19 protein-coding genes and 5 pseudogenes are annotated in these 26943 nt (G+C 73.3%); 10 read left to right on the top strand and 14 right to left on the bottom strand.

Annotation, left to right across the window (positions count from 1 at the left end; all coding sequences use genetic code 11):
- From KCH_RS37790 to KCH_RS25335, 4 genes and pseudogenes are all read right to left on the bottom strand, one after another.
- Positions 1–849: IucA/IucC family protein (locus KCH_RS37790; RefSeq protein WP_279635944.1), on the bottom strand; the 849-nt coding region annotated here is incomplete at its 3' end.
- Positions 850–910: 61 nt separating this feature from the next.
- Positions 911–2275 carry a lysine N(6)-hydroxylase/L-ornithine N(5)-oxygenase family protein gene (locus KCH_RS25345; protein WP_035866770.1) on the bottom strand — a complete coding sequence of 455 codons (1365 nt, stop codon included), beginning with the start codon at positions 2273–2275 and terminating at the stop codon, positions 911–913.
- A 6-nt stretch (positions 2276–2281) separates the two neighbouring features.
- A complete protein-coding gene (locus tag KCH_RS25340) occupies positions 2282–2851 on the bottom strand; it encodes a GNAT family N-acetyltransferase (protein ID WP_051653434.1) in 570 nt (189 codons plus the stop codon).
- Positions 2848–4588 (bottom strand): annotated as a pseudogene (locus KCH_RS25335) (IucA/IucC family protein); the annotation flags it as partial. The pseudogene KCH_RS25335 and the gene KCH_RS25340, both read right to left, overlap by 4 nt.
- A gap of 276 nt (positions 4589–4864) precedes the next feature.
- Between KCH_RS25335 and KCH_RS25330 the strand changes: the two are divergent.
- Positions 4865–5995, top strand: a complete 1131-nt coding sequence (locus tag KCH_RS25330; protein WP_157032188.1) for a trypsin-like serine peptidase — start codon at positions 4865–4867, stop codon at positions 5993–5995.
- Between the two features lie 56 nt (positions 5996–6051).
- Positions 6052–7203: a trypsin-like serine peptidase gene (locus tag KCH_RS25325; RefSeq protein WP_051653430.1), complete on the top strand. Its 1152-nt coding sequence runs from the start codon at positions 6052–6054 to the stop codon at positions 7201–7203.
- Between the two features lie 66 nt (positions 7204–7269).
- On the opposite strand, the pseudogene hflX reads toward KCH_RS25325, so the two are convergent.
- The 5 genes and pseudogenes from hflX to miaA all read right to left on the bottom strand — a co-directional run.
- A pseudogene (hflX, locus tag KCH_RS47335) lies at positions 7270–8475 on the bottom strand (GTPase HflX); the annotation flags it as partial.
- Positions 8476–9021: 546 nt separating this feature from the next.
- Positions 9022–11124 (bottom strand): annotated as a pseudogene (locus tag KCH_RS47330) (RelA/SpoT family protein); the annotation flags it as partial.
- 176 nt (positions 11125–11300) lie between these two features.
- Positions 11301–12161, bottom strand: a complete 861-nt coding sequence (gene dapF / locus KCH_RS25310) for a diaminopimelate epimerase (RefSeq protein ID WP_035866765.1) — start codon at positions 12159–12161, stop codon at positions 11301–11303.
- Positions 12162–12208: 47 nt separating this feature from the next.
- On the bottom strand, positions 12209–12649 hold the full coding sequence (locus tag KCH_RS25305; protein ID WP_244305428.1) for a hypothetical protein: 441 nt from the start codon (positions 12647–12649) through the stop codon (positions 12209–12211).
- A 298-nt stretch (positions 12650–12947) separates the two neighbouring features.
- Complete coding sequence (miaA, locus tag KCH_RS25300; protein WP_051653429.1) at positions 12948–13913, bottom strand: tRNA (adenosine(37)-N6)-dimethylallyltransferase MiaA; 966 nt, start codon at positions 13911–13913, stop codon at positions 12948–12950.
- Positions 13914–14022: 109 nt separating this feature from the next.
- Between miaA and KCH_RS25295 the strand changes: the two genes are divergently transcribed.
- Complete coding sequence (locus KCH_RS25295; RefSeq protein WP_035866759.1) at positions 14023–14244, top strand: antitoxin; 222 nt, start codon at positions 14023–14025, stop codon at positions 14242–14244.
- Between the two features lie 30 nt (positions 14245–14274).
- On the opposite strand, the pseudogene KCH_RS25290 reads toward KCH_RS25295, so the two are convergent.
- Positions 14275–14966, bottom strand: a pseudogene (locus tag KCH_RS25290) (class III extradiol ring-cleavage dioxygenase family protein).
- A 183-nt stretch (positions 14967–15149) separates the two neighbouring features.
- Positions 15150–16625, bottom strand: coding sequence for a tRNA (N6-isopentenyl adenosine(37)-C2)-methylthiotransferase MiaB (miaB, locus tag KCH_RS25285; protein WP_035866756.1), 1476 nt, complete (start codon positions 16623–16625; stop codon positions 15150–15152).
- 74 nt (positions 16626–16699) lie between these two features.
- On the opposite strand from miaB, the gene KCH_RS25280 reads away from it, so the two are divergent.
- Entirely contained in the window at positions 16700–17737 is a 1038-nt protein-coding gene (locus KCH_RS25280) for a TAXI family TRAP transporter solute-binding subunit (RefSeq protein WP_035866753.1), read from the top strand.
- Positions 17738–17743: 6 nt separating this feature from the next.
- Here KCH_RS25280 and KCH_RS25275 read toward each other — a convergent pair whose 3' ends face one another.
- Positions 17744–19174 carry a sensor histidine kinase gene (locus tag KCH_RS25275; protein ID WP_035866751.1) on the bottom strand — a complete coding sequence of 477 codons (1431 nt, stop codon included), beginning with the start codon at positions 19172–19174 and terminating at the stop codon, positions 17744–17746.
- A gap of 6 nt (positions 19175–19180) precedes the next feature.
- Positions 19181–19912 carry a response regulator transcription factor gene (locus KCH_RS25270; RefSeq protein WP_035866750.1) on the bottom strand — a complete coding sequence of 244 codons (732 nt, stop codon included), beginning with the start codon at positions 19910–19912 and terminating at the stop codon, positions 19181–19183.
- A gap of 383 nt (positions 19913–20295) precedes the next feature.
- On the opposite strand from KCH_RS25270, the gene KCH_RS25265 reads away from it, so the two are divergent.
- From KCH_RS25265 to KCH_RS25245, 6 genes and pseudogenes are all read left to right on the top strand, one after another.
- Entirely contained in the window at positions 20296–21063 is a 768-nt protein-coding gene (locus KCH_RS25265) for an amino acid ABC transporter ATP-binding protein (protein WP_035866748.1), read from the top strand.
- An 89-nt stretch (positions 21064–21152) separates the two neighbouring features.
- Complete coding sequence (locus KCH_RS25260; protein ID WP_035873610.1) at positions 21153–22070, top strand: glutamate ABC transporter substrate-binding protein; 918 nt, start codon at positions 21153–21155, stop codon at positions 22068–22070.
- 41 nt (positions 22071–22111) lie between these two features.
- Positions 22112–22762, top strand: coding sequence for an amino acid ABC transporter permease (locus tag KCH_RS25255; RefSeq protein ID WP_035866745.1), 651 nt, complete (start codon positions 22112–22114; stop codon positions 22760–22762).
- Positions 22759–23586 carry an amino acid ABC transporter permease gene (locus KCH_RS25250; protein WP_035866742.1) on the top strand — a complete coding sequence of 276 codons (828 nt, stop codon included), beginning with the start codon at positions 22759–22761 and terminating at the stop codon, positions 23584–23586. Before KCH_RS25255 ends, KCH_RS25250 begins: the two co-directional genes overlap by 4 nt.
- A 107-nt stretch (positions 23587–23693) precedes the next feature.
- Positions 23694–24191 (top strand): annotated as a pseudogene (locus KCH_RS47325) (FAD-dependent monooxygenase); the annotation flags it as partial.
- A 143-nt stretch (positions 24192–24334) separates the two neighbouring features.
- A complete protein-coding gene (locus KCH_RS25245) occupies positions 24335–25360 on the top strand; it encodes an FAD-dependent monooxygenase (RefSeq protein ID WP_167574114.1) in 1026 nt (341 codons plus the stop codon).
- A gap of 13 nt (positions 25361–25373) precedes the next feature.
- Here KCH_RS25245 and rny read toward each other — a convergent pair whose 3' ends face one another.
- The gene (gene rny, locus KCH_RS25240) at positions 25374–26777 is read right to left on the bottom strand and encodes a ribonuclease Y (RefSeq protein ID WP_244305427.1); all 1404 of its coding nucleotides are present in this window, start codon (positions 26775–26777) and stop codon (positions 25374–25376) included.
- Between the last annotated feature and the right edge of the window lie 166 nt (positions 26778–26943).

Below are 26943 nucleotides of genomic sequence, written 5' to 3'. Positions count from 1 at the left end.
CAGGTACGGGTCCCGGTCGCGCAGTCCGAGGATCCAGGAGGTGACGGCGGGTGCGGCGAGGGCGCGTTCGGTGGGCAGGCCGCGCCAGACCAGGGTGTTGAGGATGGCCAGCGGCAGTTTGACGGTGCACCGGTCGGGGCGGCTGAGGTTGAAGAACGAGCGGATCGACTGCTGCGGGAGCCGCAGGTCGCCGTCGGAGGGCAGCGGGACGATCTCGCCGCTGGCGATCCACGGCGCGAACAGGCCGACCACGGTCTCGTCCCACTGCCAGGGGTGCACCGGCAGCAGCCAGAACTCGTCGGCGCGTTCGCCGAGTTGGTTGCGGAACGCGGGGTCGAGCTCGGTGTCGTAGATGGTCCGGTCGCCGCGGAAGGCGGCGAGGTTCTTGTGCACGGCCAGCCAGGGCAGGGTGCGGGGCATCCGGGCCTCCGGGGCCCAGCCGGCCGTGTCGGCGGCGGAGAAGCCGAGCCGGCCCTTGTTGGCGACGATCCACGGGTGGCCGGTCTGCCGGCCCTCCAGCGCGACGTGGTCGAGGTCGGCGAGCTCGGCGGCGGTCAGTGCGGTGGCCCGCAGGTGGGCGTCGGCGATCAGCGTGGCGGTGAGTTCGCGGACCAGGTGGCCGGTGGTGTCACCGGTCAGTCTCAGGGTGTGCCGGGCCTGCTGCAGGAAGCGCAGCGGGTCCTCGCCGCCCACTATCGAGTCGGGGTCGATCCGCCAGCTGCCGTAGGCGCCCCGGCGGGCGGTGAACCGGTAGTCGGCGTCGGGGAGTTCGAGCAGGTAGTGGTCGCCCTCGGGCCGCGGGTGCAGCAGTTCCTCGTAGGCGAACTCGCCGAGCAGCTTGGCCAGCATGGCGCGTGCGGCGGCCTGCCAGTGCCCGGAGGTGAGCTGGGGCGGCAGGTGGAGTACGGGGTCAGCGGCTGGCTGCGGCACGCTCGTTCCCTTCCTGGGGTCGCGGGAGCACCGGGGCCTCGGCGGCTCCGGGGGCGAAGGTGGTCCAGGCGGTGCGGTGGGGCAGCGGGTGGAGGGTCTTGCCCGCGACGGCGTTCAGGATCACGGCGGCGCGGTGGGCGCCGAGCCCGAGGTCCGGGGTGCCGACCCCGTGAGTGTGCAACTCGGCGTTCTGGACGTACAGCCCCCCGGTGAGTAGCTGCCGGGTGGCGACCCGGTGGTCGAGGTCGACGCGGTAGCGCCCCCGGGCGTCCCAGTCGATCAGGTCGGCGATCGGGTCGAGCAGCGCGGGGCGCCGCGCCCGGTAGCCGGTGGCGAGCACCACGGCGTCGGTGCGGACCAGGTGGCGGCGGCCGGAGTCGGTGTGCCGGCAGTGCAGTTCGAGTCCGCCGCAGGGGCCGGGCCCGGCCTCGGTGACGGCGGTGCCGGGGAGGATCTCGACCGGTTCGGCGTCGATCGGGCGGCCGACGGTGCGCTCGTACAGGTGGTCGTGGATGTCGGCGAGGGTCTCGGTGCTGGCGGCCTTGTGCAGCTGCCACTGGGCGGGCACCAGGGCGTCCCGGACCGGTTCGGGCAGGCCGTGGAAGTAGCGGGTGTAGTCGGGGGTGAACTGCTCCAGGCCGAGCTTGGAGTACTCCATCGGCGCGAGCGCCCGGGTGCGGGTCAGCCAGCGCACCCGGGTGCCGTCGCCGGCGTGCCGGCGCAGCAGGTCGAGGAACACCTCGGCGCCGGACTGGCCGGAGCCGACCACGGTGATGTCCCGGGCACCGTGCAGGGCCTGACGGCCGGTCAGGTAGTCGGCGGAGTGCAGCACGGCGGGGTGGTGGCGCAGTGCGGCGAACGCCTCGGGCCGGGCGGGTTCGGTGCCGACGCCGAGCACCAGGTTGCGGGCCCGGTGCACCCGGCCGGCGGCGTGCACCAGGTAGTGCTGCCGTTCGGCGTCCCAGTGGACGGCGTCGACGGGGCTGTCGAAGCGGCAGTTGGGGAGCCGGTCGGCGGCCCAGCGGCAGTAGTCCTCGTACTCGCGGCGCGGCAGGTGGAAGCGTTCGCTGAAGTAGAACGGGAACAGCCGCTGCCGGTCGCGGAGGTAGTTGAGGAAGGACCAGGGGTTGGTGGGGTCGACCAGGGAGACCAGGTCGGCGAGGAACGGGACCTGCATCCGGGCGCCGTCCACGAGCATGCCGGGGTGCCAGCGGAACTCGGGTCGGGCGTCCAGGAACAGCGCGCGGACGGACTCGGCCCGGTCGGCGAGCGCGGCCAGCGAGAGGTTGAACGGGCCGATGCCGACGCCGATCAGGTCGTACGGCTCGGGCTGCTGGGTGTTCATGGGGTCCTAGGTCTCGGGCCGCGGACGGATCATCAGGGCGGCGCGTTTGTCGGGGAGTTCGAGGTCGGCGACCCGGGTGAACCCGGCGGCGGCGAACGCCCGGACGGAGGGCGTGTTGCGGACGTCGGGTTCGGCGAGCACCCGGGTGCAGCGGAGTTCGTCCCGCAGCAGCCGGGCGGCGATCGCGTCGAGCAGCGGCGCGGCCAGCCGCCGGCCGCGGGCGGCGGGGGCGAGCAGCAGGTGCACGCCCAGGTCGTACGGGCGGGCGGGGTAGTGCGCGGCCAGCGGGTCCAGGTCGGCGCGGTACAGCTCGAAGTAGCCGGTGGGCCGGCCGTCGAGCAGCGCGATCACGGGGCGGCTGCGGCCGTCGCCGTCGAGCTGCCCGGCGACGTGCGCGGCGGTGGTGCCGGGCGGGCCGGCCAGTGCCCACCAGCGGTCGGTGTCGGGGTCGTTCATCCAGCCGGTGAGCAGGTCGAGGTCCTCGTCCAGGCGCACGGTGCGCAGGACGAGTTCACCGGCGGGGGTGACGATCGGGCCGGGCGGCGGCCCGCCCGGCCCGTCCGGCGGCGCTGTCACGCCCGGGCCACCGGGTTGTCGATCTCCACGTACACCGACTGGGTCTCCACCGGGCCGACCAGTTCGTCCAGGCCGTGCAGCCGGGTCAGCAGGTTGGCCTTGCAGCGCAGGGTGGGGGCGTCGAGCAGGTGGGCGGGCAGCGCGGAGCCGGTGGCGGTGGCGGCGGGGCCGGCCAGGAAGCGGCGCAGCGCGGCCAGCAGTAGCTGCTCGTCGGCGAGTTGCTGGGAGCCGAAGGCGCCGATCAGGCCGAGCACGTGGTTGATGCCGAGGTAGTAGGCGAAGCGTTCGTCGGCGACCTGGTCGGGGACGAAGGTGTCGCTGTGCGCGCCGAGTCCGGGCAGCAGGCGGTGCAGCCGGTCGGCGTGCGAGGCGCGGAAGTAGTAGCCCTGGTTGTCGCGGTAGCGGCCGCCGACCGGCCAGCCCTGCCGGTCGAGCAGCACCAGGCTGTTCTGCTGGTGGGCCTCCAGGGCGATGCCGGCCTGCCCGTCGAGCCACAGCACGGGCAGCACCACGGCGTCCAGGTAGCGCAGGAACCACTCGGTGGCGACGGTCGCGGTGGGGCGTCCGCTGCGGGCGGCGAGTTCGCCGAGCACCTGGGCGAGTTGCGAGCCGGAGCGGTCGACGGGCTGTTCGGCGACCAGCCCGGCCACGCACAGGGCGCGGTCGGCGGGGCCGAACGGCATCTCCCGCAGCACCGTGTCCAGGCCGTTGGGGTCGCCGAGCGCGGGGTGGTCGACGCCGATCCAGGCCGGGTCGCGGACGATGTCGAAGCCGGGGTGGACGGCCTGCCAGCGCCGGGCCAGGCCGGCTTCCAGCAGGCGGTGCACCTCGACGCCGCGGTGGAGTTCCTTGCGGAGGTTCTCCCGGCGGGAGTTGGTGATCCGCAGGCCCAGCGACAGCTTGAGCATCCACGGGGTGCCGGGCCGGCAGACGGTGCGCACCGAGCTGGTGGGGTGCCAGGGCTCGCCGTGCTGGCCGAGGTCGGTGAGCAGGCCCTGGTCGAGCAGCTCGGCGACGGCCGGACGGAGCGTCAGTTCCCGGGCCTGCCAGGGGTGCAGCGGCAGTGCGGCGGTGCCGGGGGCAGCGGGCGGCCGTACAGCTCGGCGGTGATCCGTTCGGCGGGGGTGCCGGTGCCGGAGTCCGCGGCGAGCAGGCCCCGGTCGACGGCCCACCAGTGCAGCCGGAACGAGCCGTGCAGTTCCGGCGAGTACGCGGCGGACTGGGCGGGGCCGAGGCCGTCGCGGCTCTTCGGGGTGGGGTGCAGCGGGTGGCCGAGCAGCAGCGACTGCTCGGCGCGCAGGAACGGGTCGGCGGGGGCGGCGGTGAGCGACCGGCGGTGGGCGAGGATCTCCGCGGTCCGGCCGACCGAGTCGGCGACCCGGGAGGTGAGGTCGGCGAGCTGGCCGGGTTCGGGCGGCCGGTGGCGCCGGCCACCAGGGCGGCGACGGTGACGGCGTCGACGGGGTGCTCGGCGGCGCCGGTGGAGAGGGTGGCGGGGCCGAACCGGTGCCAGCCGCAGGCCGACCAGTGCCGCACCGGCGCGGTGAGCCGGGCGGTGCCGCCGAGCACCGGGATGCGCAGCAGGTCGCCGTCGGGTCGGGCGGCCGCGGTCTCTCGGGCCCAGCAGCGCAACAGGCTCTCGGCGGCGGCGTGTTCGGCGGCGATCGCCGGGTCGGGGTGGAGCAGCAGGTCCGGGGTGGGGTGTCCGGCCGACGACGGCCGGGGGCCGGGATGACGTCGGTGAGGATGGTGGCCAAATCCGCTCCTTGAGCCGCGCGATTGCCTTTCGGGTAAGGGTTACCTATCCCCGAGGGTCGGGCACAAGATCGGCTCACTCGTTCCGGTGAGCTTCCCGCGATCGTCCCCGCTTCGGCCCCCGAGCTGGGATCCTGACGGACCGTCACCATCACGGTTCGATGACCGGACGCCAACAGGACCGCACCGCCCGCCGCCGGCCCGCCCCCGGATGAAAGACTGTCCCCGGGGGAACGGACCGTTTCAGGGGGGTTGAGCGTGAGGGCACGGGGGGTGGTGGCCGCGCTGAGCGCGGTCGCGCTGCTGGGCGGGGCGACCGCCTGCGGCTCGGACGGCGGCGGGGGCGGGAACCCGCGCAGCTTCGCCGAGTTGAAGCGCTGGGGGTTCGCCGACTGGGACCGCTGGGCACAGCGGCACGGCTTCCGCAATTCTGCGGTGGCGGGCGTGTGGAGCGCCGAGACGATGGACCAGGCGCCCCCGCAGCAGCCCGCGCCGGCACCCGAGGCACCGCCCTCGGGGCCTGCGGCGCCCGCCTTCTCCGTCGCGCCCTCGCCGTCCGGCCTGCCGTCACCGTCCGCGGCGGGCAGTCCGTCGCCGTCGGCCGGCGGCGGACCGTCGGCGGTGGCGGCGCAGCCGGTGCCGCGGCCGTACACCAGCTACCCGGCGTCCGGGAAGGTCTTCATGACCGCGCCGAACGGCGGCACCGGCCAGTGCTCGGCCACGGTGGTCGCGGATCCCGCGCGTCCGGGGCGCAGCAACCTGGTCTGGACGGCCGCGCACTGCGTCCACGAGGGCAAGGGCGGCGACTGGTACAAGAACCTGGTCTTCGTGCCCGCGTACAACAGCTCCGGCGCGGCCAGCGACCACCACCGGGCGTCGCTCGCCGAGGTCGCCCCGCTGGGGCAGTGGTGGGCGGACAAGGTGATCACCTCGCCGCTGTGGACCACCGAGGGCACCCGGGGCGGCGACGCCGCGAACCAGTACGACTTCGCGGTGATCAAGGTGCGCGGTCCGGAGGGCGAGAGCCGCTCGCTGGAGGAGGTGATCGGCACCGCCGTCCCGGTGTGGTTCGACGCGCCGCGCGAGCAGCTCGCGATCCAGGCCTGGGGCTATCCGGCCCTCGCGCCGTTCGACGGGCAGGAGTTGGAGCGCTGCGACTCCGGCCGCCCGGGCTCCCGCAGCTTCGACGCGGCCCGCCCGCCGATGCTGGTGATCGGCTGCACCATGACGGCCGGCGCCTCCGGCGGCGGCTGGTTCGCGGACGGCCCGGACGGCCGTCAGCGGCTGGTCAGCAACACCTCCATCGGGACCCAGGCGCACACCGCCCTGAACGGGCCCTACCTGGAGGGCGTGGCCCGCCAGGCCCTCGACTACATCTCCCGGAAGTGACCGTGCGTCACCTTCCACGACCCATCGACCGATCGACGACCACGGGGGAATCGCCCATGAACACCCAGCACCGGACCGCACGCCGCGTGCGCGCCGCCGCCGCAGCCGCCCTGGTGACTGTTCTCGCCGTCAGCACCGCCGCCTGCCAGAGCCAGGGCACGAAGGCGAACCCGGTGCCGCCGGGCAGCAGCAGCACGGCCGAGGGCATCGACGTGAAGGACATTCAGGGCGCGCTCGCCAAGGTCTCCACCTGGACCGCCGACGACTGGGCGGACTGGGCCAGCAAGAACGGCTTCAAGCCGGAGGACCTGGAGGCGATCAAGAGCTTCTGGGACAAGAAGAAGCTCTCCGACGCGAAGGGCGTCACCACCGGCAAGCCGGACGCCCAGGCGCCCTCGCTGAAGGACGTGGTGTTCCCGAAGACCATCCCGGCGAAGCCGCAGCCGCACCCGTACAGCGCGGACACCGCGGTGGTCGGCAAGATCTTCTTCCAGAGCCCGGAGGGCAACATGGTGTGCTCGGGCACCGTGGTGAGCGACCCGAGCCACCCGGGCAAGAGCAACCTGGTGTGGACGGCCGCGCACTGCGTGCACGCCGGCAAGGGCGGCGAGTACATGAAGAAGCTGATGTTCGTCCCCTCGTACAACAAGTCCGGTGCGACCAGCAACGGCAAGGGCGAGAACGCCACCCGCGAGCAGATCGCCCCGCTCGGCGTCTGGGCGGCCCGCTCGCTGCTGGTGATGCCGCAGTGGACCCAGGAGGCCGGCCACACCGGTTCCAAGGCCAGCCAGTTCGACTACGCGGTGATCCGGGTGGTCAACCAGGACGGCTCCAGCCGTTCGCTGGAGGAGACCGTGGGCGGCTCGGTGCCGATCTGGTTCGGCGCGCAGCCGAGCGAGATCAACTCGCCCGCCGCGTACGGCTACCCGGCCGACGAGCCGTTCGACGGCGAGGAGTTGGAGCACTGCGACTCCGCGCCCAAGCCGACCCCGTTCGTCTTCGACCGCTCGCGTCCGCCGATGCTCGCCATCGGCTGCAACATGACCGGCGGCTCGTCCGGCGGCGGCTGGTTCACCAAGAAGGACGGCAGGACCGTGCTGTTCTCCGACACCTCGATCGGTGACGACACCTGGCTGGCCGGCCCCAACCTCGGCGCGGACGCCAAGCGGATGTTCGACGCCTTCGTCCAGGGCAAGATGAGCCAGTAGCCGGACGTGCGAACGGCCCGGGGAAGGGGTTCCTTCCTCGGGCCGTTCGTCGTCGCGCGGGGCGGGTTACGCGGTGACGACCGCGTACCGCTCCAGCTCTCCGGCCAGCATCGCCGCCACCTTGGCGTGCAGCAGGGTGCCCTCCGCGGTGTGCTCGGTGGCGATCAGCTCGCCCTCGGCGTGCACCCGGGAGACCAGGTCACCGCGGGTGTAGGGCACCAGGGCCCTGATCTCCACGGCGGGGCGCGGCAGTTCCTCGTCGATCAGGGCGAGCAGCTCGTCGATGCCGTGGCCGCTGCGGGCCGACACCACGATGGCGTGCGGCTCGCGGCGCAGCAGGCGCTGCAGGACCGCCGGGTCGGCGGCGTCCGCCTTGTTGATCACCACGATCTCGGGCACGTTCTGCGCCTCGACCGAGACGATCACCTCGCGCACCGCGGCGAGCTGCGTCTCCGGCTCCGGGTGGGAGCCGTCCACCACGTGCAGGATGAGGTCGGCCTCGGCGACCTCCTCCATGGTGGAGCGGAACGCCTCGACCAGGTGGTGCGGCAGGTGCCGGACGAAGCCGACCGTGTCGGCCAGCGTGTACAGCCGGCCGCTCGGGGTCTGCGCCCGGCGGACCGTCGGGTCCAGGGTGGCGAACAGCGCGTTCTCCACCAGGACGCCGGCGCCGGTGAGCCGGTTGAGCAGCGAGGACTTTCCGGCGTTGGTGTACCCGGCGATCGCCACCGAGGGCACCTGGTGGCGCCGCCGCTCCTGCCGCTTGGTGTCGCGGCCCTTCTTCATGTCGGCGATCTCCTTGCGGAGCTTCGCCATCTTCTCGCGGATCCGCCGGCGGTCGGTCTCGATCTTGGTCTCACCGGGACCGCGGGTGGCCATGCCGCCGCCCGAGGTGCCGGAGCCACCGCCACCCATCTGCCGGGACAGCGACTGACCCCAGCCTCGCAGGCGCGGCAGCATGTACTGCATCTGCGCGAGCGAGACCTGCGCCTTGCCCTCCCGGGACTTGGCGTGCTGGGCGAAGATGTCCAGGATCAGCGCGGTGCGGTCGACGACCTTGACCTTCACCACGTCTTCCAGGTGGATCAGCTGACCGGGCGTCAGCTCACCGTCGCAGACCACGGTGTCGGCGCCGGAGGAGGCGACCAGGTCGCGCAGCTCCTGGGCCTTGCCGGAGCCGATGTAGGTGGCCGCGTCGGGCTTGTCACGGCGCTGGATCACGCCGTCCAGGACTTCGGAGCCGGCCGTCTCGGCGAGGGCGGCGAGCTCGGCCATCGAGTTCTCCGCCTCCTCCAGCGTGCCGTCCGTCCACACGCCGACGAGCACCACGCGCTCCAGCCGGAGCTGGCGGTACTCGACTTCGGTGACGTCCTGCAGTTCGGTGGAGAGGCCGGCCACGCGTCGGAGCGCGGCGCGCTCGGAGCGGTCGTACTGCTCTCCGTCGTAGTTGCCGAGGCCCTCGTCGAACGCCGCGAGGTCCTCGTCCATCAGGGCTTCCGCCTTGAGGTCGGTGAGCCGGCTCGCCGACTCGCTCGATCGGGTGCGGCTGTCGAACGTGGAGGTCATTTCATCCTTGGATAGATCGGGTCGTGCTCTCGGACAACACGGCGGAGCCGCCGTGAATTCCCCACGATGGTCGCACGCCCGCTGTGCCCGAGTCATCCCTTTTACCAGCCGCCGCACCGGCCCCGGACACCGGCCCCGGCACCGCCGCCGCCACCTCCGGCGGCTCCGGCTCCGCCACGGCCGGCTCCGCCCGCCCGCCGGTGGCGCGGCCGCCGCCTCGGCCCGGCCCGGCACCTCCTCCGGCCCGCCCGGCCGGTACACGTCGTACACGCCGGAGACCCGGAGCATCGCCCGCATCACCGCGGGCAGCGCGGTGGCGTCGGCGAGTTCCAGGGTGTAGCTGTGCCGGACCCGCAACTGCCGGGGCGGCTCGACCTCGGCGGAGTGGATCGACACGCCCTCGCCGGAGATCGCGGCGGTCAGGTCGGCCAGCAGCCGGGGCCGGTTCAGCGCCTCGGCGCGCAGCGTCGCCCGGTAGCCCCACTGCGGGGCGCCGCCGGGCAGCCAGCGGACCGCGACCGGCCGGCGGCCGCCGCCCAGCATCCGGGTGCCGGTCGGGCAGCCCGCCCGGTGTACGGCGACGGCCCCGCCGCGGAGCACGATGCCGGTCACCTCGTCGGGCGGCACGGGGGTGCAGCAGCGGGCCAACCGGACGGCGGCGCCCGGCAGTTCGGGCACGTCCGCGGGGCGGCGGCGGGCGGCGCGGGCGGCGCGGCGGGCACCGGGCGCCGGCCGCGGGGGCCTGGCGGCGGCGGGCGCGGGCGCGGGCCGGACGGCCAGCCGGCGTTCCACGGCGAGCCGGGCGGCCGGGGTGCGGAGGTACTCCAGCCACTCCGGGTCGGGGCCGCTGTCCTCGTCGTCGGCGGGGGCGGTGAGCAGGCCGAGCACGTCGCCGTCGCGCAGTTCGGTGGAGAGCGCGGTGAGCCGGCCGTTGATCCGGGCGCCGATACATCGGTGGCCGGTCTCCTCGCCGATCAGGTAGGCGGCGTCCAGGCAGCTGGCCCCGGCGGGCAGGTGCAGGGTGGTGCCGTCCTCGGTGACGGCGGTGATCTCCCGGTCGTCGCGCAGGTCGGCGGTGAGCGCGGACCAGAAGGCGTCCGGGTCGGGGGTGTCCTGCTGCCACTCCAGCAGCCGGGCCAGCCAGCCGGGCCGGGCCGGGTCGGTGCGGTCCTCGGGGTCGTCGGCGGCGCCCTGCCGGTCGGTGCGCGGGTCGCCGAGCGCGACCACACCGGTCTCGGCGACCTCGTGCATCCGCCGGGTGCGGACCAGGACCTCGACCACCTCGCCGCCGGGCAGCGCCACGGCGGTGTGCAGCGACTGGTACAGGTTGAACTTCGGGGCGGCCACGAAGTCCTTGAACTCGCCGGGCAGCGGCGTCCAGCAGGTGTGCAGCTCGCCGAGCACCGCGTAGCAGTCGGCGTTCTCCTCGACCACCACCAGCAGCCGGCCGAGGTCGGCGGGCCGCAGCCCGGTGCCGTCCGGGCCGGCCCCGCGCTTGATCATCACCCGGTGCAGCGAGACCAGGTGGCGGGGGCGGACGGTGACGGCGGAGGCGATCCCGGCCTCGCCGAGCTGGCGGCCGAGTTCGGCCGCGAACGGGGCGAGCACGCCGTCCTCGGCGGCGGCCCGGGCGGTGGCCACGGCGTCGGTGTAGGCGTACTCGTCGGGGTGCAGGGTGGCGAACACGATGTCCTCCAGCTCCGCCTTCACCACCTGGATGCCGAGCCGTTCGGCGAGCGGGATCAGCACGTCCCGGGTGACCTTGGCGATCCGCACCTGGCTGGCCGGCTTCATGTGCCGGATGGTGCGCATGTTGTGCAGCCGGTCGGCGAGCTTGATCACCATCACCCGGACGTCGTCGCCGGTGGCGACCAGCATCTTGCGGAAGGTCTCGGGCTCGGCCGCCGCGCCGAAGTCGACCTTCTCCAGCTTGGTGACGCCGTCCACCAGGTACGCGATCTCGGGGCCGAAGTCCTCGGCGACCTGATCGAGCGTCACTTCGGTGTCCTCGACGGTGTCGTGGAGCAGCGAGGCGACCAGCGTGGTGGTGTCCGCGCCGAGCTGGGCGAGGATCATGGTGACCGCGAGCGGGTGCGTGATGTACGGCTCGCCGCTCTTGCGGGTCTGCCCGCGGTGGCTCTCCTCGGCGACCCGGTAGGCGCGGGCCAGCAGCGCCAGGTCGGCCTGCGGGTGGTGCACCCGGTGGGCCTGCACGATGGGCTCGATGGCGTCGGGGACTGGCGTCCGCCCGGTGGCGAGCAGCGCCGCCCGGCCGGCCCGGCCGAGCGCGGCGCGGCTGAAGCGGCCCGCCTGCTGCTTGGACGGCGAGCCCGCCAACTCGGAGCGGATGGTCATCTGCACCTCCGGCAGCAACACCGGAGCGACGGCCGACCCGGTGGTCCATGCTACCGAGCAGAGCACGTTCGGCGAGCCCCCGCTTCCGGTCTGCCACCCCTGTCACCCGAACGGGGGGATTAGCCGGACTGCGGCCTGGGAAGCGGGAGCTGACGGTCCGTCGGTCTGACCTGCCGTTACCTGAGCACGCCCTCGGCGACGATCACGGCGGGGCCGGTCATCTCGATCCGGCCGTCGGGGAACTCCTCGATCACCAGCCGCCCGCCGGGCAGGTCCACCGTCCAGCTGACGGCCCGTCCGGTCTCCGCCGGGTTCAGGCCGGCCCGGCGGATGGCGGCCACCGCGACCGCGCAGGCGCCCGTCCCGCAGGAGCGGGTCTCGCCGGAGCCGCGCTCGTGCACCCGCATCGCCACGTGCCGCTCGCCGCGGTCCACCACGAACTCCACGTTCACGCCCTGCGGGTACGCGCCGGCGGGCGCGGTGGCCGGCGCGTCGTACAGGTTCCCGGCGTGCGCCAGGTCCTCCACGAACGCGACCGCGTGCGGGTTGCCCATGTTGACGTTCAGCGCCGGCCAGCTGCGGCCGTCGACGGTGACGGTGATGTCGTCCGGGCCGGGCAGCACGGCGCGGCCCATGTCCACGGTGATCTCGCCCGGGGCGCCGTCGGCGGCGTCCTCGGCGATCCGCACCTTCTTCACGCCGCCGCGGGTGGCGACCGCCAGCTCGCCCGGCTTCGCGTACCCGGCGTGCACCAGGTAGCGGGCGAACACCCGGACCCCGTTGCCGCACATCTCGGCGATCGAGCCGTCCGCGTTGCGGTAGTCCATGAACCACTCGGCCTGCCCGGCCATCGCCGCCGCGTCCGGCTCGGCTGCCGACCGCACCACCCGCAGCACGCCGTCCGCGCCGATCCCGGCCCGCCGGTCGCACAGTTCGGCGACGGCGGCCGCGGACAGCTCCAGCCGGCCGTCCGGGTCGGGGACGATCACGAAGTCGTTCTGGGTGCCGTGCCCCTTGAGGAAGGCCGTCCCGCTCATACCGCTGCGCTCGCTCACACCGCCGATGGTAACGGGCGGACGGGCGGCTATCCGCGCAGGTGGTCGACCCGCCAGACGGCCAGCGCCACGGCCACCGCGACCAGCAGGGTGTAGACCACGATGGCCTTCCAGCCGGCCCGCTCGGAGCTGCCCCGGCGGGGCACGCCCGGCCACTTGTACCCGGCCCGGCGGGCGGCCATCGCGCCCCAGCCGACCGAGGCCGCGGTGATCAGCAGGCCCAGCATCCCGATCATCGCGGTGGCGCCCTCGCTGCCGAAGGCCAGCGGGAAGGCGAACATCAGCGCGCCGAACATCACCGAGCCGGCGATCGGCAGGATCTGCCACCAGCGCAGCCGGCGGCGCGGCCGGATGTCCCGCTCGTGCACCACGCCCGGCGCGGCGGCCAGGTCGTCGATCGCGGGCAGGGCCACCGCGTACGAGGTGGTGGGGACGGCCAGTTCGGGCAGCGTCTCGGAACCGTCGGACACGTCGCCCGGCAGCTCATCGGTTTCGGGGCCGGTACCCGTTGACACGCGGCCTCCCCTGACGGCTCGACACGAGCTCCGGGGCTCGCGGGCGGTGAGGCCGGCCCGCGTGCCGGGCCTCGGTGCTACCGATGATGGCACGTGCCAAGACCCCGACAGGGCGTCCACCGGGGTGATCGGGTGATCCGATGCCAGGACGTGATCCTGCCGTGACCGCCGGTACCTCCTGCACCTGCGTCTGCCGGTGCAGCTGCCCGCGCGGCTGGCCGGATCACGCCCCTGGGCAGCCGAAACCCGCCGGTCAGCCGGTGTCGCCGGGACGTTCCGGGCGATTGATCAGTTCCATTGCGCGGCCCAGGAGTTCAACCGGATCGGCACCCTCCGGACGGTCCAGCCAGTGGATCCGCTCGTCCCGCCGGAACCACGACTCCTGCCGCCGCGCGAACCGCCGGGTGGCCCGCACGGTCTCCTCCCGCGCCTCGTCCTCGGTGCACTCGCCGGCGAAGAACGCCAGCACCTGCTGGTAGCCCAGCGCCCGGCTCGCGGTCAGCCCCTCGCGCAGCCCGACCCGCTCCAGCGCCCGCACCTCGTCCAGCAGCCCGGCCTCCCACATCCGGTCCACCCGCAGCTCGATCCGCCGGTCCAGCTCGGGCCGCGGCACCCGGACGCCTATGTGCACCGCCTCGTACACCGCGCGCCGGGTCGGCAGGTTCGCGGTGAACGGCTGCCCGGTGATCTCGATGACCTCCAGCGCCCGGACGATCCGCCGCCCGTTGCTGGTCAGGATCGCCTCCGCGGCCGCCGGGTCCAGCTCGGCCAGCCGCCGGTGCAGGACGCCCGGGCCGACCCGCTCCAGCTCCTCCTCCAGCCGGGCCCGCACCTCGGGGTCCGTGCCGGGGAACTCCATCTCGTCGATCGCCGCCCGCACGTACAGGCCCGAACCGCCGACCAGCACCGGCACCCGGCCGGCCGCCAGCAGCCGGTCCATCTCGGCCCGGGCCAGGCGCTGGTACTCGGCGACCGAGGCGGCCTCGGTCACCTCCCACACGTCCATCAGGTGGTGCGGGATGCCGCCGCGCTCGGCCTCGGTCAGCTTGGCGGTGCCGATGTCCATGCCCTTGTACAGCTGCATCGAGTCGGTGTTCACCACCTCTCCGCCGAGCTCACGGGCGATCGCCACCGCCAGGTCGGACTTGCCGGCCGCCGTCGAACCGACCACCGACACCACCCGGTGCGGACGTACAGGAGAAGAAGAGGAGCCGCTCACTCCACCAGTCTCCCAAAACCCGGGCACCTCTCGTGTCGCGGCCGCGTTGACCGGGGAGGATCCGCTATGTCTGGTACTGATCTGATACGAAAAGCGAGGAACGCACCCCATGGGCCTGATGGACAACCTCAAGGGCAAGGCCGAGGAACTGAAGGACAAGGCCAGCGAGCTGGCCGGCAAGCACGGCGACAAGATCGACAACATGGTGGACAAGGCCGGCGAGACCATCGACAAGGCCACCAAGCACAAGTACAGCGAGAAGATCGAAAAGGGTGCCTCCGCCGCCAAGCACGCCCGCGACGACTTCGCGGCGAAGCCGAAGGACGACTGACCTCCGGCCCGCGGTGGCCTGTCGGCGCGCTCAGCGCCAGCAGGCCACCAGGTAGCCGACGCCGTACGGGGCGTCCTCGTACCGCAGTTCGCCGCCCAGCGCGGCGCCGTCCGCCGCGCCCGCCAGCACCTGCCACGGGGCCCGGCCGTCCGCGAGCAGCTCCGCCGAGAGGTCCGCGTCCAGCGCGGCCAGTGCCGGCGCATCGGCCGCGGCCAGCGCCGCCGCCACCGCCCGGTCGTAGCCCTCGGCCCGCTCGTCCAGGTATCCCGGGGCCTTCACCGAGCGCCGTGCGCTGCCGTCGCCCATCACCAACAGGCCCACCCGGTCGGCGAGTTCGGCCAACCCCCGGCCCAGGCCCAGCAGCCGCCCGGTCTCCGTGTCCGGCCGCACCGCGACGGCGTGCGTCGGCACCCGGACGCCCGCCTCCTCCAGCAGCCACGCCCCCACCGTCAGCGCCGGCGACAGCTCCGGGCTGTCCACCCCGCCCAGCGGCAGCTTCACCGCCTTCGGCACCCCGTACCGGCGGAACGAACCAGCCCCGCCCTCGGTCCACACCCCGGCCCGGTCGCCGGTGCCCACCACCACGACGAGATCCGCGTCCGCGAGCCCCCGCACGGCGTCCAGGCACGCCGTCCGCAGTTCCTCCGCCTCCTCCGCGGCCCCGCCGCGACCTCGGGCACGAGCAACGGCGGACACGGGCACACGGCGGCGGCAACAAGCATGCGGATCACTCTACGGGGTTTGGTTTCGAGAGCAGGCGGACGCGAAAACAGGGGCGCGGGGAACTGCGCGACAAGCGCAAAGCCGGTCCGCAAGGTCGCGAACCCGTGCAGGTCATTGTCCTGCGTCGCGATCTTGCGGTTGGGTCCTTCCGCTTCGCGCAGTTCCTCGCGCCCCTAGGTTGTTCAGCCGCAGCCGCCCTGCGCGGGCAGCGGGGCCGGCACGCCGATCGACGGGAGGCCGAGCATCACGCCGGCCGGCTTCGCGGGTGCGCCCTGCCGCTTCTCCCACGCGTCGCCCGCGCGGGTGCGGCGGACGTCGAGCACGGGGCCCTCCGCGAGGAGGTGGTGCGGGGCGGCGTAGGTGATCTCGACGGTCACCATGTCGCCGGGGCGCACGCCCCCCTCGGGGCGGGTGAAGTGGACGAGCCGGTTGTCGGGCGCGCGCCCGGAGAGCCGGTCGGTGCGGTCGTCCTTCTTGCCCTCGCCCTCGGCGACGAGGATCTCCAGCTTCCGGCCGACCTGCTTCTTGTTCTCCTCCCAGGAGATCTCCTCCTGGAGGGCGATCAGCCGGTCGTAGCGCTCCTGCACCACGGCCTTGGGGATCTGGTTCTCCATCTCGGCGGCGGGCGTCCCGGGCCGCTTCGAGTACTGGAAGGTGAACGCGTTGGCGAAGCGCGCCTCCCGGACGACGTGCAGGGTCTGCTCGAAGTCCTCGTCGGTCTCGCCGGGGAAGCCGACGATGATGTCGGTGGAGATGGCGGCGTCCGGCATCGCGGCGCGCACCTTCTCGATGATGCCGAGGAAGCGTTCCTGCCGGTAGGAGCGTCGCATCGCGCGGAGCACGGTGTCGGAGCCGGACTGCAGCGGCATGTGCAGCTGGTGCATCACGTTCGGCGTCTCGGCCATCGCGGCGATCACGTCGTCGGTGAAGTCCTTCGGGTGCGGCGAGGTGAAGCGGACCCGCTCCAGGCCGTCGATCTCCCCGCAGGCGCGCAGCAGCTTGGAGAACGCCTGCCGGTCGCCCAGGTCGGAGCCGTACGCGTTGACGTTCTGCCCGAGCAGGGTGACCTCGACGACGCCCTCGGCGACCAGCGCCTCGACCTCGGCGAGGATGTCGCCGGGCCGGCGGTCCTCCTCCTTGCCGCGGAGGGCGGGGACGATGCAGAAGGTGCAGGTGTTGTTGCAGCCGACGGAGATGGCGACCCAGGCCGCGTAGGCGGACTCGCGCCGGGTGGGCAGCGTGGAGGGGAAGGTCTCCAGCGAGTCGAGGATCTCGACCTGCGCGGTCCGCTCGATCGCGGCGCGCTCCAGCAGGGCGGGCAGGTGGCCGATGTTGTGGGTGCCGAAGACCACGTCGACCCAGGGGGCCTTGCGGACGATGGTGTCGCGGTCCTTCTGGGCGAGGCAGCCGCCGACGGCGATCTGCATGCCGCTGTTGGCCTGCTTGGCGGGGGCGAGCCGGCCGAGGTTGCCGTACAGCTTGTTGTCGGCGTTCTCGCGGACCGCGCAGGTGTTGAAGACCACCAGGTCGGGGTCGCCGTCGCCGGCGGCCTTGGTGTACCCGGCCTCCTCCAGCAGCCCGGACAGGCGCTCGGAGTCGTGGACGTTCATCTGGCAGCCGTACGTGACGACCTTGTAAGTTCGCAAGCTCTCCTCCATACCCACAGGGCACAAGGGTACGGGCAGCGGGAGGGGCCTCCCGCCGGGCGGGTCGGGCTGGCAGTATCCCTGCCATGGCTGTTTCGACCGATCCGCCCCGCGCCGGTGCCGCGCTGCGCGCCGTGCTGCGTTCCGCGGTGCGCAGCCCGCTGGTGCGGGTGGCGGCGGTGCTGCTGCTGGTGGCGGGGGGTGCGGGCGGCTGGTGGGCGTCCTCGGCGCGGGCCGGGTCGGGTCTGCGCGGGGAGGTGGCGTTCGCGACGGGGGTCCCGCGCGGGGTGTACGACCGCTACGGGGTGCTGCTGAAGGAGTCGATGGGGTCGGCGATGCCGGGGGTGAAGGTCCGGCTGGACAACTCCGAGGGCTCCGTGGACAACCTGGAGCGGGTGGTGTCGGGCCGGGACGACTTCGCGATAGCGACGGCGGACGCGGTGGCGAGCTTCCAGGGCGCGGGCAAGCCGCAGTTGCGGGCGATCGCCCGGCTGTACGACGACTACATGCAGCTGGTGGTGCCGGCCGACTCGCAGGTGCGGCAGCTGTCGGACCTGCGCGGGCTGCGGGTGGGGGTGGGGCAGCCGAAGTCGGGCGTGAACCTGGTGACCCGGCGGCTGCTGGAGGCGGCGGGCCTGGACCCGGACAAGGACGTGCGCTCCTCGATGCTGGGGGTGGGCGAGGCCGCGGACCAGCTGCACGCGAAGAAGCTGGACGCCTTCTTCTGGTCGGGCGGCCTGCCGACGGCGGCGCTGACCGACCTGGCGGAGCACACCCGGATCCGGATCGTCCCGATGGGCGACCTGTCGGACCGCCTGCACCAGCTGGAGGGCGGCGGCATGGACGCGTACCGGGCGGCGACCATCCCGGCGGACGCGTACCCGCTGGTGGAGCCGCTGCGGACGCCGGTGCCGACGGTGGCGGTGCCGAACCTGCTGGTGACCCGGGCGGACGTGGACCCGGCGCTGGTGGAGGCGGTGACCCGGGTGGTGATCGACAGCCGGGACCGGATCGGCGGCGAGGTGCACGCGGCGCAGCTGGTGGACCTGCGCACGGCGGTGTACACCGATCCGCTGCCGCTGCACGAGGGCGCGAAGCGCTACTACATGTCCGTGAAGCCCTGACGCCCCTCAGCGCTTCCGGCGCGGCACGGTGAGCAGCACGCTCAGCCCGTTCGGTTCGGCGGAGGCGAAGCCGAGGCTGCCGCCGCCGGCCAGCAGCAGGGTGCGGGCGATGGAGAGTCCGAGGCCGGAGCCGTCGACGTTCTGGTGGCGGGAGGAGCGCCAGAACCGGTCGCCGACGCGGGCGAGTTCCTCCTCGGTGAGGCCGGGTCCGGCGTCGGTGACGCTGGCGGTGACCTCGTCCCGGGTGATGGTGAGGCCGACCCGGACGGTGCTGCCGGCCGGGGAGAACTTGAGGGCGTTGTCGAGGACGGCGTCGAGGGCGCTGCCGAAGCCGATCGGGTCGGCCCAGGCGTGCGCCAACGGCGGCCCCTGCCAGTGGAGCCGGACCTGGCGGCGGTCGGCGAGCGGCTGCCAGGCCTCGGTCCGGGTGCGGACCAGTTCGGCCAGGTCGACGGGTTCGGGTTCCGGGCGGGAGCCTTCGGCGGTGGCGAGTCCGAGCAGGTCGTCGAGGACCCGGGCGAGCCGGGCGCCCTCCTCGCGGACGGCGGCGATCTCCTCCTCGCTGCCCTCGGGGAGTGCGAGTCCGATCAGTTCGACCCGCAGCAGCAGCGCGGCCAGCGGGTTGCGCAGCTGGTGGGAGGCGTCGGCGACGAACGCCCGCTGCTGGTCGATGGCGAGCACCACGTGGTCGGCCATGTCGTTGAACGAGCGGGCCAGGCGGCGCAGTTCGGGCGGTCCGCCGCTGGGGGCGACCCGGGCGTTGAGCCGGCCGGTGGCGATGTCGTGGGTGGCCCGGTCGAGGGTGCGGACGGGGCGCAGCACCCAGCCGGTGAGGCGGACGGCGAGCAGGATGGCCACGATCATGGCGAGTGCCTCGCCGCCGGCCAGCACCATCCAGCGGTGCAGGATGCGGGCGCGCAGCGGGCCGGTGGGCGATTCGGTGAGCACCACGGCGACCACGTCGCCGTCGCGGACCACGGGCAGCGCGACGGCGAGGGTGCGGTCGGCGGTCCACGGCCACACCTGCGGCGGGTTGTGGCTGCGGCGGCCGGCCAGCGCCTCCCGGTAGGCCTCGGCCCCGGGCCCGTCGGCGGGGGCGTGCCAGCCGTCGGGGGCGGCGGCGACGGAGCTGCCGTCGCGTTCGAAGACGCCGATCCGGGCGCCGTACAGCTCGTGGTAGCGGGCGGCTTCGCTGGTCAGGGCGTGCAGCCGGCCGGTGTCGCCGGGGCCGGGCTGCGGGTCGCCCTTGACGGCGGCGGTGGCGCTGGCGCGGCCCTGGGTGGGCAGGTCCTGGGCGAAGCGGGCGGCGTCGTCGATCCGGTCGACGACGACCTTGGACTGCTCGGACGCGGCGATCAGGTAGGCCAGCGGCACTCCGAGGGCGGCGAGGACGCAGGCCATCAGGGCGATCAGGATGCCGAGCAGGCGGTTGCGCACGGGTGGTCAGCGCTCCGCGGCGTCGTCGGTGGCGGGGCCGGCCGGCTGGTCGGGGATGAGCCGGTAGCCGACGCCGCGGACCGCCTCGACCAGGCCGGGCAGGCCGAGCTTGGTGCGCAGCGAGCCGATGTGGACCTCCAGGGTGCGGCCGTTGCCCTCCCAGCCGGAGCGCCAGACCTCGCTGAAGATCTGTTCGCGGCGGTAGACCACGCCGGGGCTCTGGGCGAGCAGCGCCAGCAGGTCGAACTCCTTGCGGGTGAGCGGCACGTCGCGGCCCTGGACGCTGACCCGGCGGCGTTCGCGGTCGATCTCGACGCCGCGGGAGGCCAGCGGGCCGTCCGGCTCGGGGCCGTGCTCGTCGGCGGTCCTGGGGGTGCCGCGGCGGGCCACCGCGTGGATGCGGGCGAGGAGTTCGCCCATGTCGTAGGGCTTGACCACGTAGTCGTCGGCGCCGAGGTTGAGCCCGTGGATGCGGGAGCGGATGTCGGCGCGGGCGGTCACCATGATGACCGGGACGCCGCTGCCGGCCCGGATCCGGCTGCACACCTCGAAGCCGTCGCGGTCGGGCAGTCCGAGGTCGAGCAGCACCACCCGGTAGGGCTCGCTGCCGTCCGGGACGAGCGCGTCCAGCGCTTCGTGGCCGCTGCGGGCGTGCCGGACCTGGAAGCCGTGCCGGCCCAGCACGGCGACCAGGGCGGCGGCGACGCGGTCGTCGTCCTCGACCAGGAGCAGGCGCATCGGGCTCCTTCCTGCGGGTTCGTCGTGGTGCGGCGGGGCCGGCGGCGCGGTCGCCGCCGGCGGGTGGTCGGCATGGCGCGGGTCCGAGCGGAACCGGGCCATCCTGGCATCCACTCCCATCAACCGTCACCAGGTCAACCGCATCGGCCGGTCCGTTACCGCTCCGGTATTCGCTACTCGGTGACTACCCGGCGTAGCCGAACCGTGATCCTCAAGTTCAGCTCAGATCGGCTGACGGGACGTCGTGTACCTGCCTAAAGTCACCCGAGTTCGGGGGCCGAGGGCTCCGCCGGCTCCGGCCCCCGAGCATCAGACGGACCATCACCGGCTCTGCGGACCAAGCGAGTTGGCCCCGGGTTCGGAGGACGAGGGAGCGGACGGCGATGACCGAGAACAGTGCCGAGCTGCGCGATGCCGCGCCGCTGGTGGCCCTGCGCGGGGTGAACAAGCACTACGGCGCCCTGCACGTGCTGCAGGACATCGACCTGGAGATCGCCCAGGGCGAGGTCGTGGTGCTGATCGGCCCCTCGGGCTCCGGCAAGTCGACGCTGTGCCGCACCATCAACCGGCTGGAGACCATCGACTCCGGGTCGATCGAGGTGGACGGCAAGCCGCTGCCGGCCGAGGGCCGCGAACTGGCCCGGCTGCGCGCCCAGGTGGGCATGGTGTTCCAGTCCTTCAACCTGTTCTCGCACAAGACCGTGCTGGAGAACGTGGTGCTCGCCCAGGTCAAGGTGGGCAAGGTCGCCAAGGCCGAGGCCGAGAAGACGGCCCGCGAGCTGCTGGAGCGGGTGGGCGTCGGCGCCCAGGCCGACAAGTACCCGTCGCAGCTGTCCGGCGGCCAGCAGCAGCGCGTGGCGATCGCCCGCGCGCTGGCGATGAACCCCAAGGTGATGCTCTTCGACGAACCGACCTCCGCCCTCGACCCGGAGATGGTCAACGAGGTGCTCGAGGTGATGCGTTCGCTCGCCACCCGGGGCATGACCATGGTCGTGGTCACGCACGAGATGGGCTTCGCCCGCTCCGCCGCCAACCGCGTGCTGTTCATGGCGGACGGCAAGATCGTCGAGGAGAACACCCCCGACGCCTTCTTCACCGCGCCCCGCACCGACCGTGCCAAGGACTTCCTCTCGAAGATCCTCCAGCACTGAGTCCCGTAGCCGATCAAGCGTCAGTAGCGTCAGTTCGCAAAGGCCCGGAGCCCTTGTCCGTGGCCCCTACCGAGGAGAAGAACGACCGCATGAAGGCCCGTCGCACTGTTGCCGCCGCCCTGTCCGTGCTCGCCCTGACGGCGGTCGCCGCCTGCGGCAAGGACGGCTCCCCGAGCGACAACGCCGCGGGTGGCGGCTCGTCCGCCCCGCAGCTGCCCACCTACACCGTCAAGAGCGACGCCAAGCTGGACGCCTCGCCGACCTGGACCGCCGCCAAGAAGGCCGGCAAGCTCAAGATCGGCGCCAAGGCCGACCAGCCGTTCCTCGGCTTCGAGGACGTCCAGACCGGCAAGCGCAGCGGTTTCGACATCGAGATCGCCAAGATGATCGCCGCCGACCTCGGCTTCTCGGCCGACCAGATCGAGTGGCAGACCATCAACTCCAGCAACCGCGAGACCGCGATCACCGGCGGCCAGATCGACTACTACGTCGGCACCTACTCGATCACCCAGGGCCGCAAGGACAAGGGCGTCGCGTTCGGCGGCCCGTACTACATCGCCGGCCAGTCGCTGCTGGTGAACAAGGACAACACCGAGATCACCGGCTCCGACACCGTCAAGGACAAGTCGGTCTGCACCGCCACCGGCTCGACCTCGGTCGGCGGCATCCAGAAGTTCGGCGCCAAGGTCACCCAGTTCGAGAGCTACTCGCTCTGCGTGGAGAAGCTGCTGACCAAGGAGGTCGACGCGGTCACCACCGACGACTCGATCCTCAAGGGCTTCGCCGCGAAGAACCAGGGCAAGCTCAAGGTCGTCGGCACCCCCTTCTCCGAGGAGCGCTACGGCGTCGGCCTGAACAAGACCGACCCGGCGCTGCAGAAGGCGATCAACGACGCCCTGAAGGCGCACGAGGACAACGGCGACTGGAAGAAGGCGTACGACGCCACCCTCGGCCTGTCCGGCTCCGCCGCCCCGAGCGTCCCCGCCCTGGACCCGATCGCGGGCTGACGCCCCGACAGACCGACTACTGAGAAAGGAGGGCCGCCGGCATGGGACTGATATTCGAGGGTGACAACTTCTCGGCATTCGCCGAGGGTTTCCTGCGAACGATCGAACTGAGCGCGCTCAGCGCCCTGTTCGCGCTGCTCCTGGGCTTCGTGCTGGCGGCCTTCCGGGTCTCCCCCGTTCCCGTCCTGCGGTGGTTCGCCACCGCCTGGGTGACGATCTTCCGCAACACCCCGCTGACCCTGCTGTTCTTCGCGGTGACCTTCGTGCTGCCGCAGCTGGACGTGCACTTCGAGAGCTTCACCGTCGCCGTGATCGCGCTCAGCGCCTACACCGGCAGCTTCGTCTGCGAGGTGCTGCGGGCCGGCATCAACACCGTGCCGCTCGGGCAGGCCGAGGCCGCCCGTTCGCTCGGCATGGGCTTCGGGCAGACCCTCGGGCTGGTGGTGCTGCCGCAGGCGGCCCGCTCGGTGATCTCCCCGATGGGCTCGGTGTTCATCGCGCTGCCCCGCAACTCGGCCATCGCCGGCGCCTTCAACGTGCCCGAACTGTTCAGCGTCCAGAAGCACTTGACCGAGCAGAGCTACGGCATCTTCGAGATCTTCATCTGGATCGCGCTCGCCTACCTGGCGATCAGCTTCACCATCAATGCCCTGTTCTCCACCCTTGAGCGTCGACTGGCGGTGGCCCGATGAGCACCCGTAGCGCCTCCGTCCTGTACGACGTCCCCGGCCCCCGGGCCCGGGCCCGCAACCTGATCCTCGGCGTGGTCGGCGCCCTCGGCATCGCCGGGCTGCTCTGGTACGTCTTCAGCAGCCTGAACGACGCCGGGCAGTTCGACTCGCTGCTGTGGTCGCCGTTCGAGTACACGGCCGTCCAGCAGCGCATCCTCAACGGCATCCTGGCCACCCTGAAGGTGTTCGGCCTGGCCGCGGTGGGCTCGCTGGTGCTCGGCTCGCTGCTCGCCGCCGGCCGGCTCTCCGACCACTTCCCGGTGCGCGTCGCCGCCACCGTGGTGGTGCAGTTCTTCCGGGCCATGCCGCTGGTCATCATGATCTTCGCGCTGTACCAGGCCGCGTTCGGCGCCCAGCCGATGTGGGCGCTGGTGATCGGCCTGGCCCTCTACAACGGCTCCGTGCAGGCCGAGATCATCCGCTCCGGCATCAACGCCGTCCCGCGCGGACAGTCCGAGGCCGCCTACGCCCTGGGCCTGCGCAAGACCCAGGTGATGGGCCTGATCCTGGTGCCGCAGGCCGTCCGCTCGATGCTCCCCGCGATCATCGGACAGCTGGTCGTCACCCTCAAGGACACCTCGCTCGGCTACATCATCACCTACCCCGAACTGCTGTGGGAGATGAAGCTGATCGCCTCCAACTCCGACGGCTACCCGTACATCCCGGTCGTCCTCGTCGGCACCCCGCTGTACATCCTGCTGTGCCTCGCCCTCACCGGCCTCGCCCACTGGATCGAGTCGCGCGGCCGCCGCGGCGCGAACCGGCGCACGACACCCGCTGCTTGACGGACACCCAGGTGATCTGTTGCATTGCTCTTCGTGACACCACCTGGGACCTCCCACCCGGCATATGACGCAGCGGCGGCCGGCGCCGCCCGCACGAAGGCCCCGACATGGATCCAGTGATCATCGTCGGGGCCGGGCCGGTCGGTCTGGCCCTCGCCCTCGCCCTGGCCCGCAACGACGTTCCCAGCGTGGTCCTCGACGAGGGCTCCGGCGTCTGCCCCGAAGGCCCCCGCACCGTCGTCCTCGGTGCCGACACCGCCTCCTTCCTGGCCCGCATCGGCTACACCCGGGTCGGCTCCGACGCCGCCCGCTGGGACGCCTTCACCATCTGGCGCCGCCGCGCCGAGGTGCTGCGCCTGCCGCTGGACGACGAGCCGGTCCTGCACCTCGCCCAGCACCGCCTCCAGCGCGGCCTGCGCGACGCCGTCACCGCCACCCCGCTGATCCGGCTCACCCCGCAGCACCGGGTGGTCGACCTGGCCCACGACCGCGAGGGCGTGACGGTCCGCACCACCTCCGCCGACGGCGAGACCCGCTGGCGCGGCAGCCACCTGGTCGGCTGCGACGGCGCCCGCTCCACCGTCCGCAAGCTCCTCAAGATCCGCTTCCCCGGCCGGCCCGCCGTCGACCGGCACGCCGTCGCCACCGTCCGCGTCGACCTGCCGTTCCCCGGCGAGGCCCGGCTGCACCGCGAACCCCCGTGGCGCGGCGACCGCGAGGCCTCCGCCCGCCCGCTGCCCGACGGCCTGTGGCGGCTCGACTGGCGACTCCCCCCGGGCCGCCCCAGCCCGCCGAACCCGTCGACCCGCACGCCACCTGGCCCGGCATCGTCACCGGCGACACCCTGCTCACCCGGGTCACCTCCGCGCTCACCGGCTGGTGCGGCGAACTCCCGCCCCACCAGCTGCTCGCCGCCGCCGACCACACCTACCAGCAGCGCCTGGCCGGCCGGTTCCGCACCGGCCGCTGCTTCCTGGCCGGCGACGCCGCCCACCTGCACGGCGCCCTCGGCATGCAGAACCTCGCCGACGGCCTGCGCGACGCCGACAACCTCGCCTGGCGGCTCGCCCTCGCCTGGCACCTGCCGCCCACCGGCGGCCCCGCCGACAGCGCCCTGCTCGACGGCTACGAGAACGAGCGCCGCGGCGCGGTCGGCGCCCGGCTGCGCGCCGTCGACCAGACCATGCCGCTGCTCCGCCCGCTGCGCGGCTGGGCCGAGACCCGGCGCTCGCTGATCTCCGGGTCCTTCCGCAAGCACGCCCCGCTGCTCGCCGACGGCCAGCTCGGCACCGGCCGCTTCGGCGGCGCCCCCGCCTACCCCGCGACGCCCTCCGGCGTCGCCGTCCGGGTTCCCGAGCAGCGCGGCTCCGGCCGCGGCGGCACCTCGCTCACCGAGCAGCTCCCCGCGACCGCCCCCGGCGTGCTGGTCCCCGACCTGCCCGTGGTCACCGCCGACGGTGCCGCCGACACCCTGCGGGCCCGCCTCGGCACCGTCTTCCTGCTCGTCCTGGTCGCCCCGGGCACCACCGTCTGGTCGGCCGAACACTGGCTCGGCGCCGGCCTGATGCCCCGGCTCGCCGAACTCGCCGACGCGCTGCCCGTCCCCACCGAGGTCCTGGTCACCGACACCTACCCGGGCGCCGTCCCGCACACCGTCCTGCTGGTCCGCCCCGACGGCCACCTGCTCGGCACCACCCCCGGCCTCCACCCGGAGCAACTCCACACCCTGACCGCCCCGTTGACCGCCGCGCCCGGCCTGGAGCAGGCCGGATAGCGCCCTCGGCGGCTCAGCGCGCGACCTCGGTGGCCCGCGACTCCCGCACCACCGTGATCCGGATCTGCCCCGGGTACGTCAGTTCCTCCCGCACCTGCCGGGCCACCTCGCGCGCGATCTCCTGGGCGCGCAGGTCGTCGACCGCCTCCGGCTGCACCATGACCCGGACCTCTCGACCGGCCTGCATGGCGTACACCTTGGTGACCCCGTCGTGGGCGAGCGCGATCTCCTCCAGCCGCTCCAGCCGCCGCACGTATGCCTCGACGGACTCCTTGCGGGCCCCGGGCCGCCCCGCCGAGCAGGCGTCCGCGGCCTGGGTGAGCACCGCCTCGACGGTCTTCGCCTCGACCTCCCCGTGGTGGGCCGCTATCGCGTGGACGACCTCCGCCGACTCGCCGTGCCGCCGGGCGAACTCCGCGCCGATCAGCGCGTGGCTGCCGGCCACCTCGTGGCTGAGCGCCTTGCCGATGTCGTGCAGCAGCGCGGCCCGGCGCACCGGCTCCGGGTCCACGCCCAGTTCCGCCGCCATCATCCCGGCCAGGTGCGCGGACTCCACCAGGTGCCCCAGCACGTTCTGCCCGTACGAGGTGCGGTACCTCAAGGTGCCGAGGGTGCGCACGAGTTCGGGCGCCATCTCGCCGGCGGCGCCGATGCCGACGGTGAGCAGCGCGTCCTCCCCGGCCCGGACGCACAGCCGCTCGACCTCGCTGCGGCTGCGCTCGTGCGCCTCCTCGATCCGCGCGGGGTGGATCCGCCCGTCGGCGAGCAGCGATTCCAGGGTGAGCCGGGCGCTCTCCCGCCGGACCGGGTCGAAGCAGGAGAGCTGCACCAGCCCGGGGGTGTCGTCGACGATCAGGTTGACGCCGGTGACGGCCTCGAAGGCCCGGATGTTGCGGCCCTCCCGGCCGATCACCCGGCCCTTCATGTCCTCGCTGGGCAGCCGGAGGGTGGTGACCACGGTCTCGGCGGTGTGCTCGGCGGCGAGCCGCTGGATGGCGGAGGCGATGATCTCGCGGGCCCGGCCCTCGCCCTCGGTGACGGCCTGCCGCTCGATCTCCCGGACGGTCAGCGCCGCGTCCCGGCGGGCCTCGGACTCGGCGGCGCGGACGACTTCCTCGCGGGCCTGGGCGGACGTCAGCCCGGCGGTGCGCTCCAGCAGCAGCCGGCTCTCGGTGCTGCGGGCGGCGAGTTCCTCGCGCACCCGCTCGGACTCGGCGGCGCGGGCGGCGAGTTCGTCCTCGTGCTGGTGCAGGCGCTGGAGTTCGGCGGTCAACCGCTCCTCGCGGCGGTCGAGTTCGGCGCGGCGCTGACGGAGCATCAGCAGCCCGCCGAGCAGTACCAGGCAGAGCGCGCCGATCAGCACGCCTCCGGCCAGCAGCAGGGAGGATCCCGTTCCGGTGTCCTGAGCGATCCCCATCCGGCCACTCCCCGTCCTGCGCACGCTGCCGCTGAGGTGACCTCCGCGATCGTCCTGCCACTGAGTGTGAGGCTAGGCGGAGGTTACGAAACGGTCAAGATGCGATCGAGAATTGGCTCCGATGATCTGATCAACAGTCATCACGTCGCATTTCCTGCTGAACAGC

Source organism: Kitasatospora cheerisanensis KCTC 2395 (assembly GCF_000696185.1).
Classification (GTDB): Bacteria; Actinomycetota; Actinomycetes; order Streptomycetales; family Streptomycetaceae; genus Kitasatospora; species Kitasatospora cheerisanensis.
This window is presented reverse-complemented; position numbering and strand designations above follow the sequence as displayed.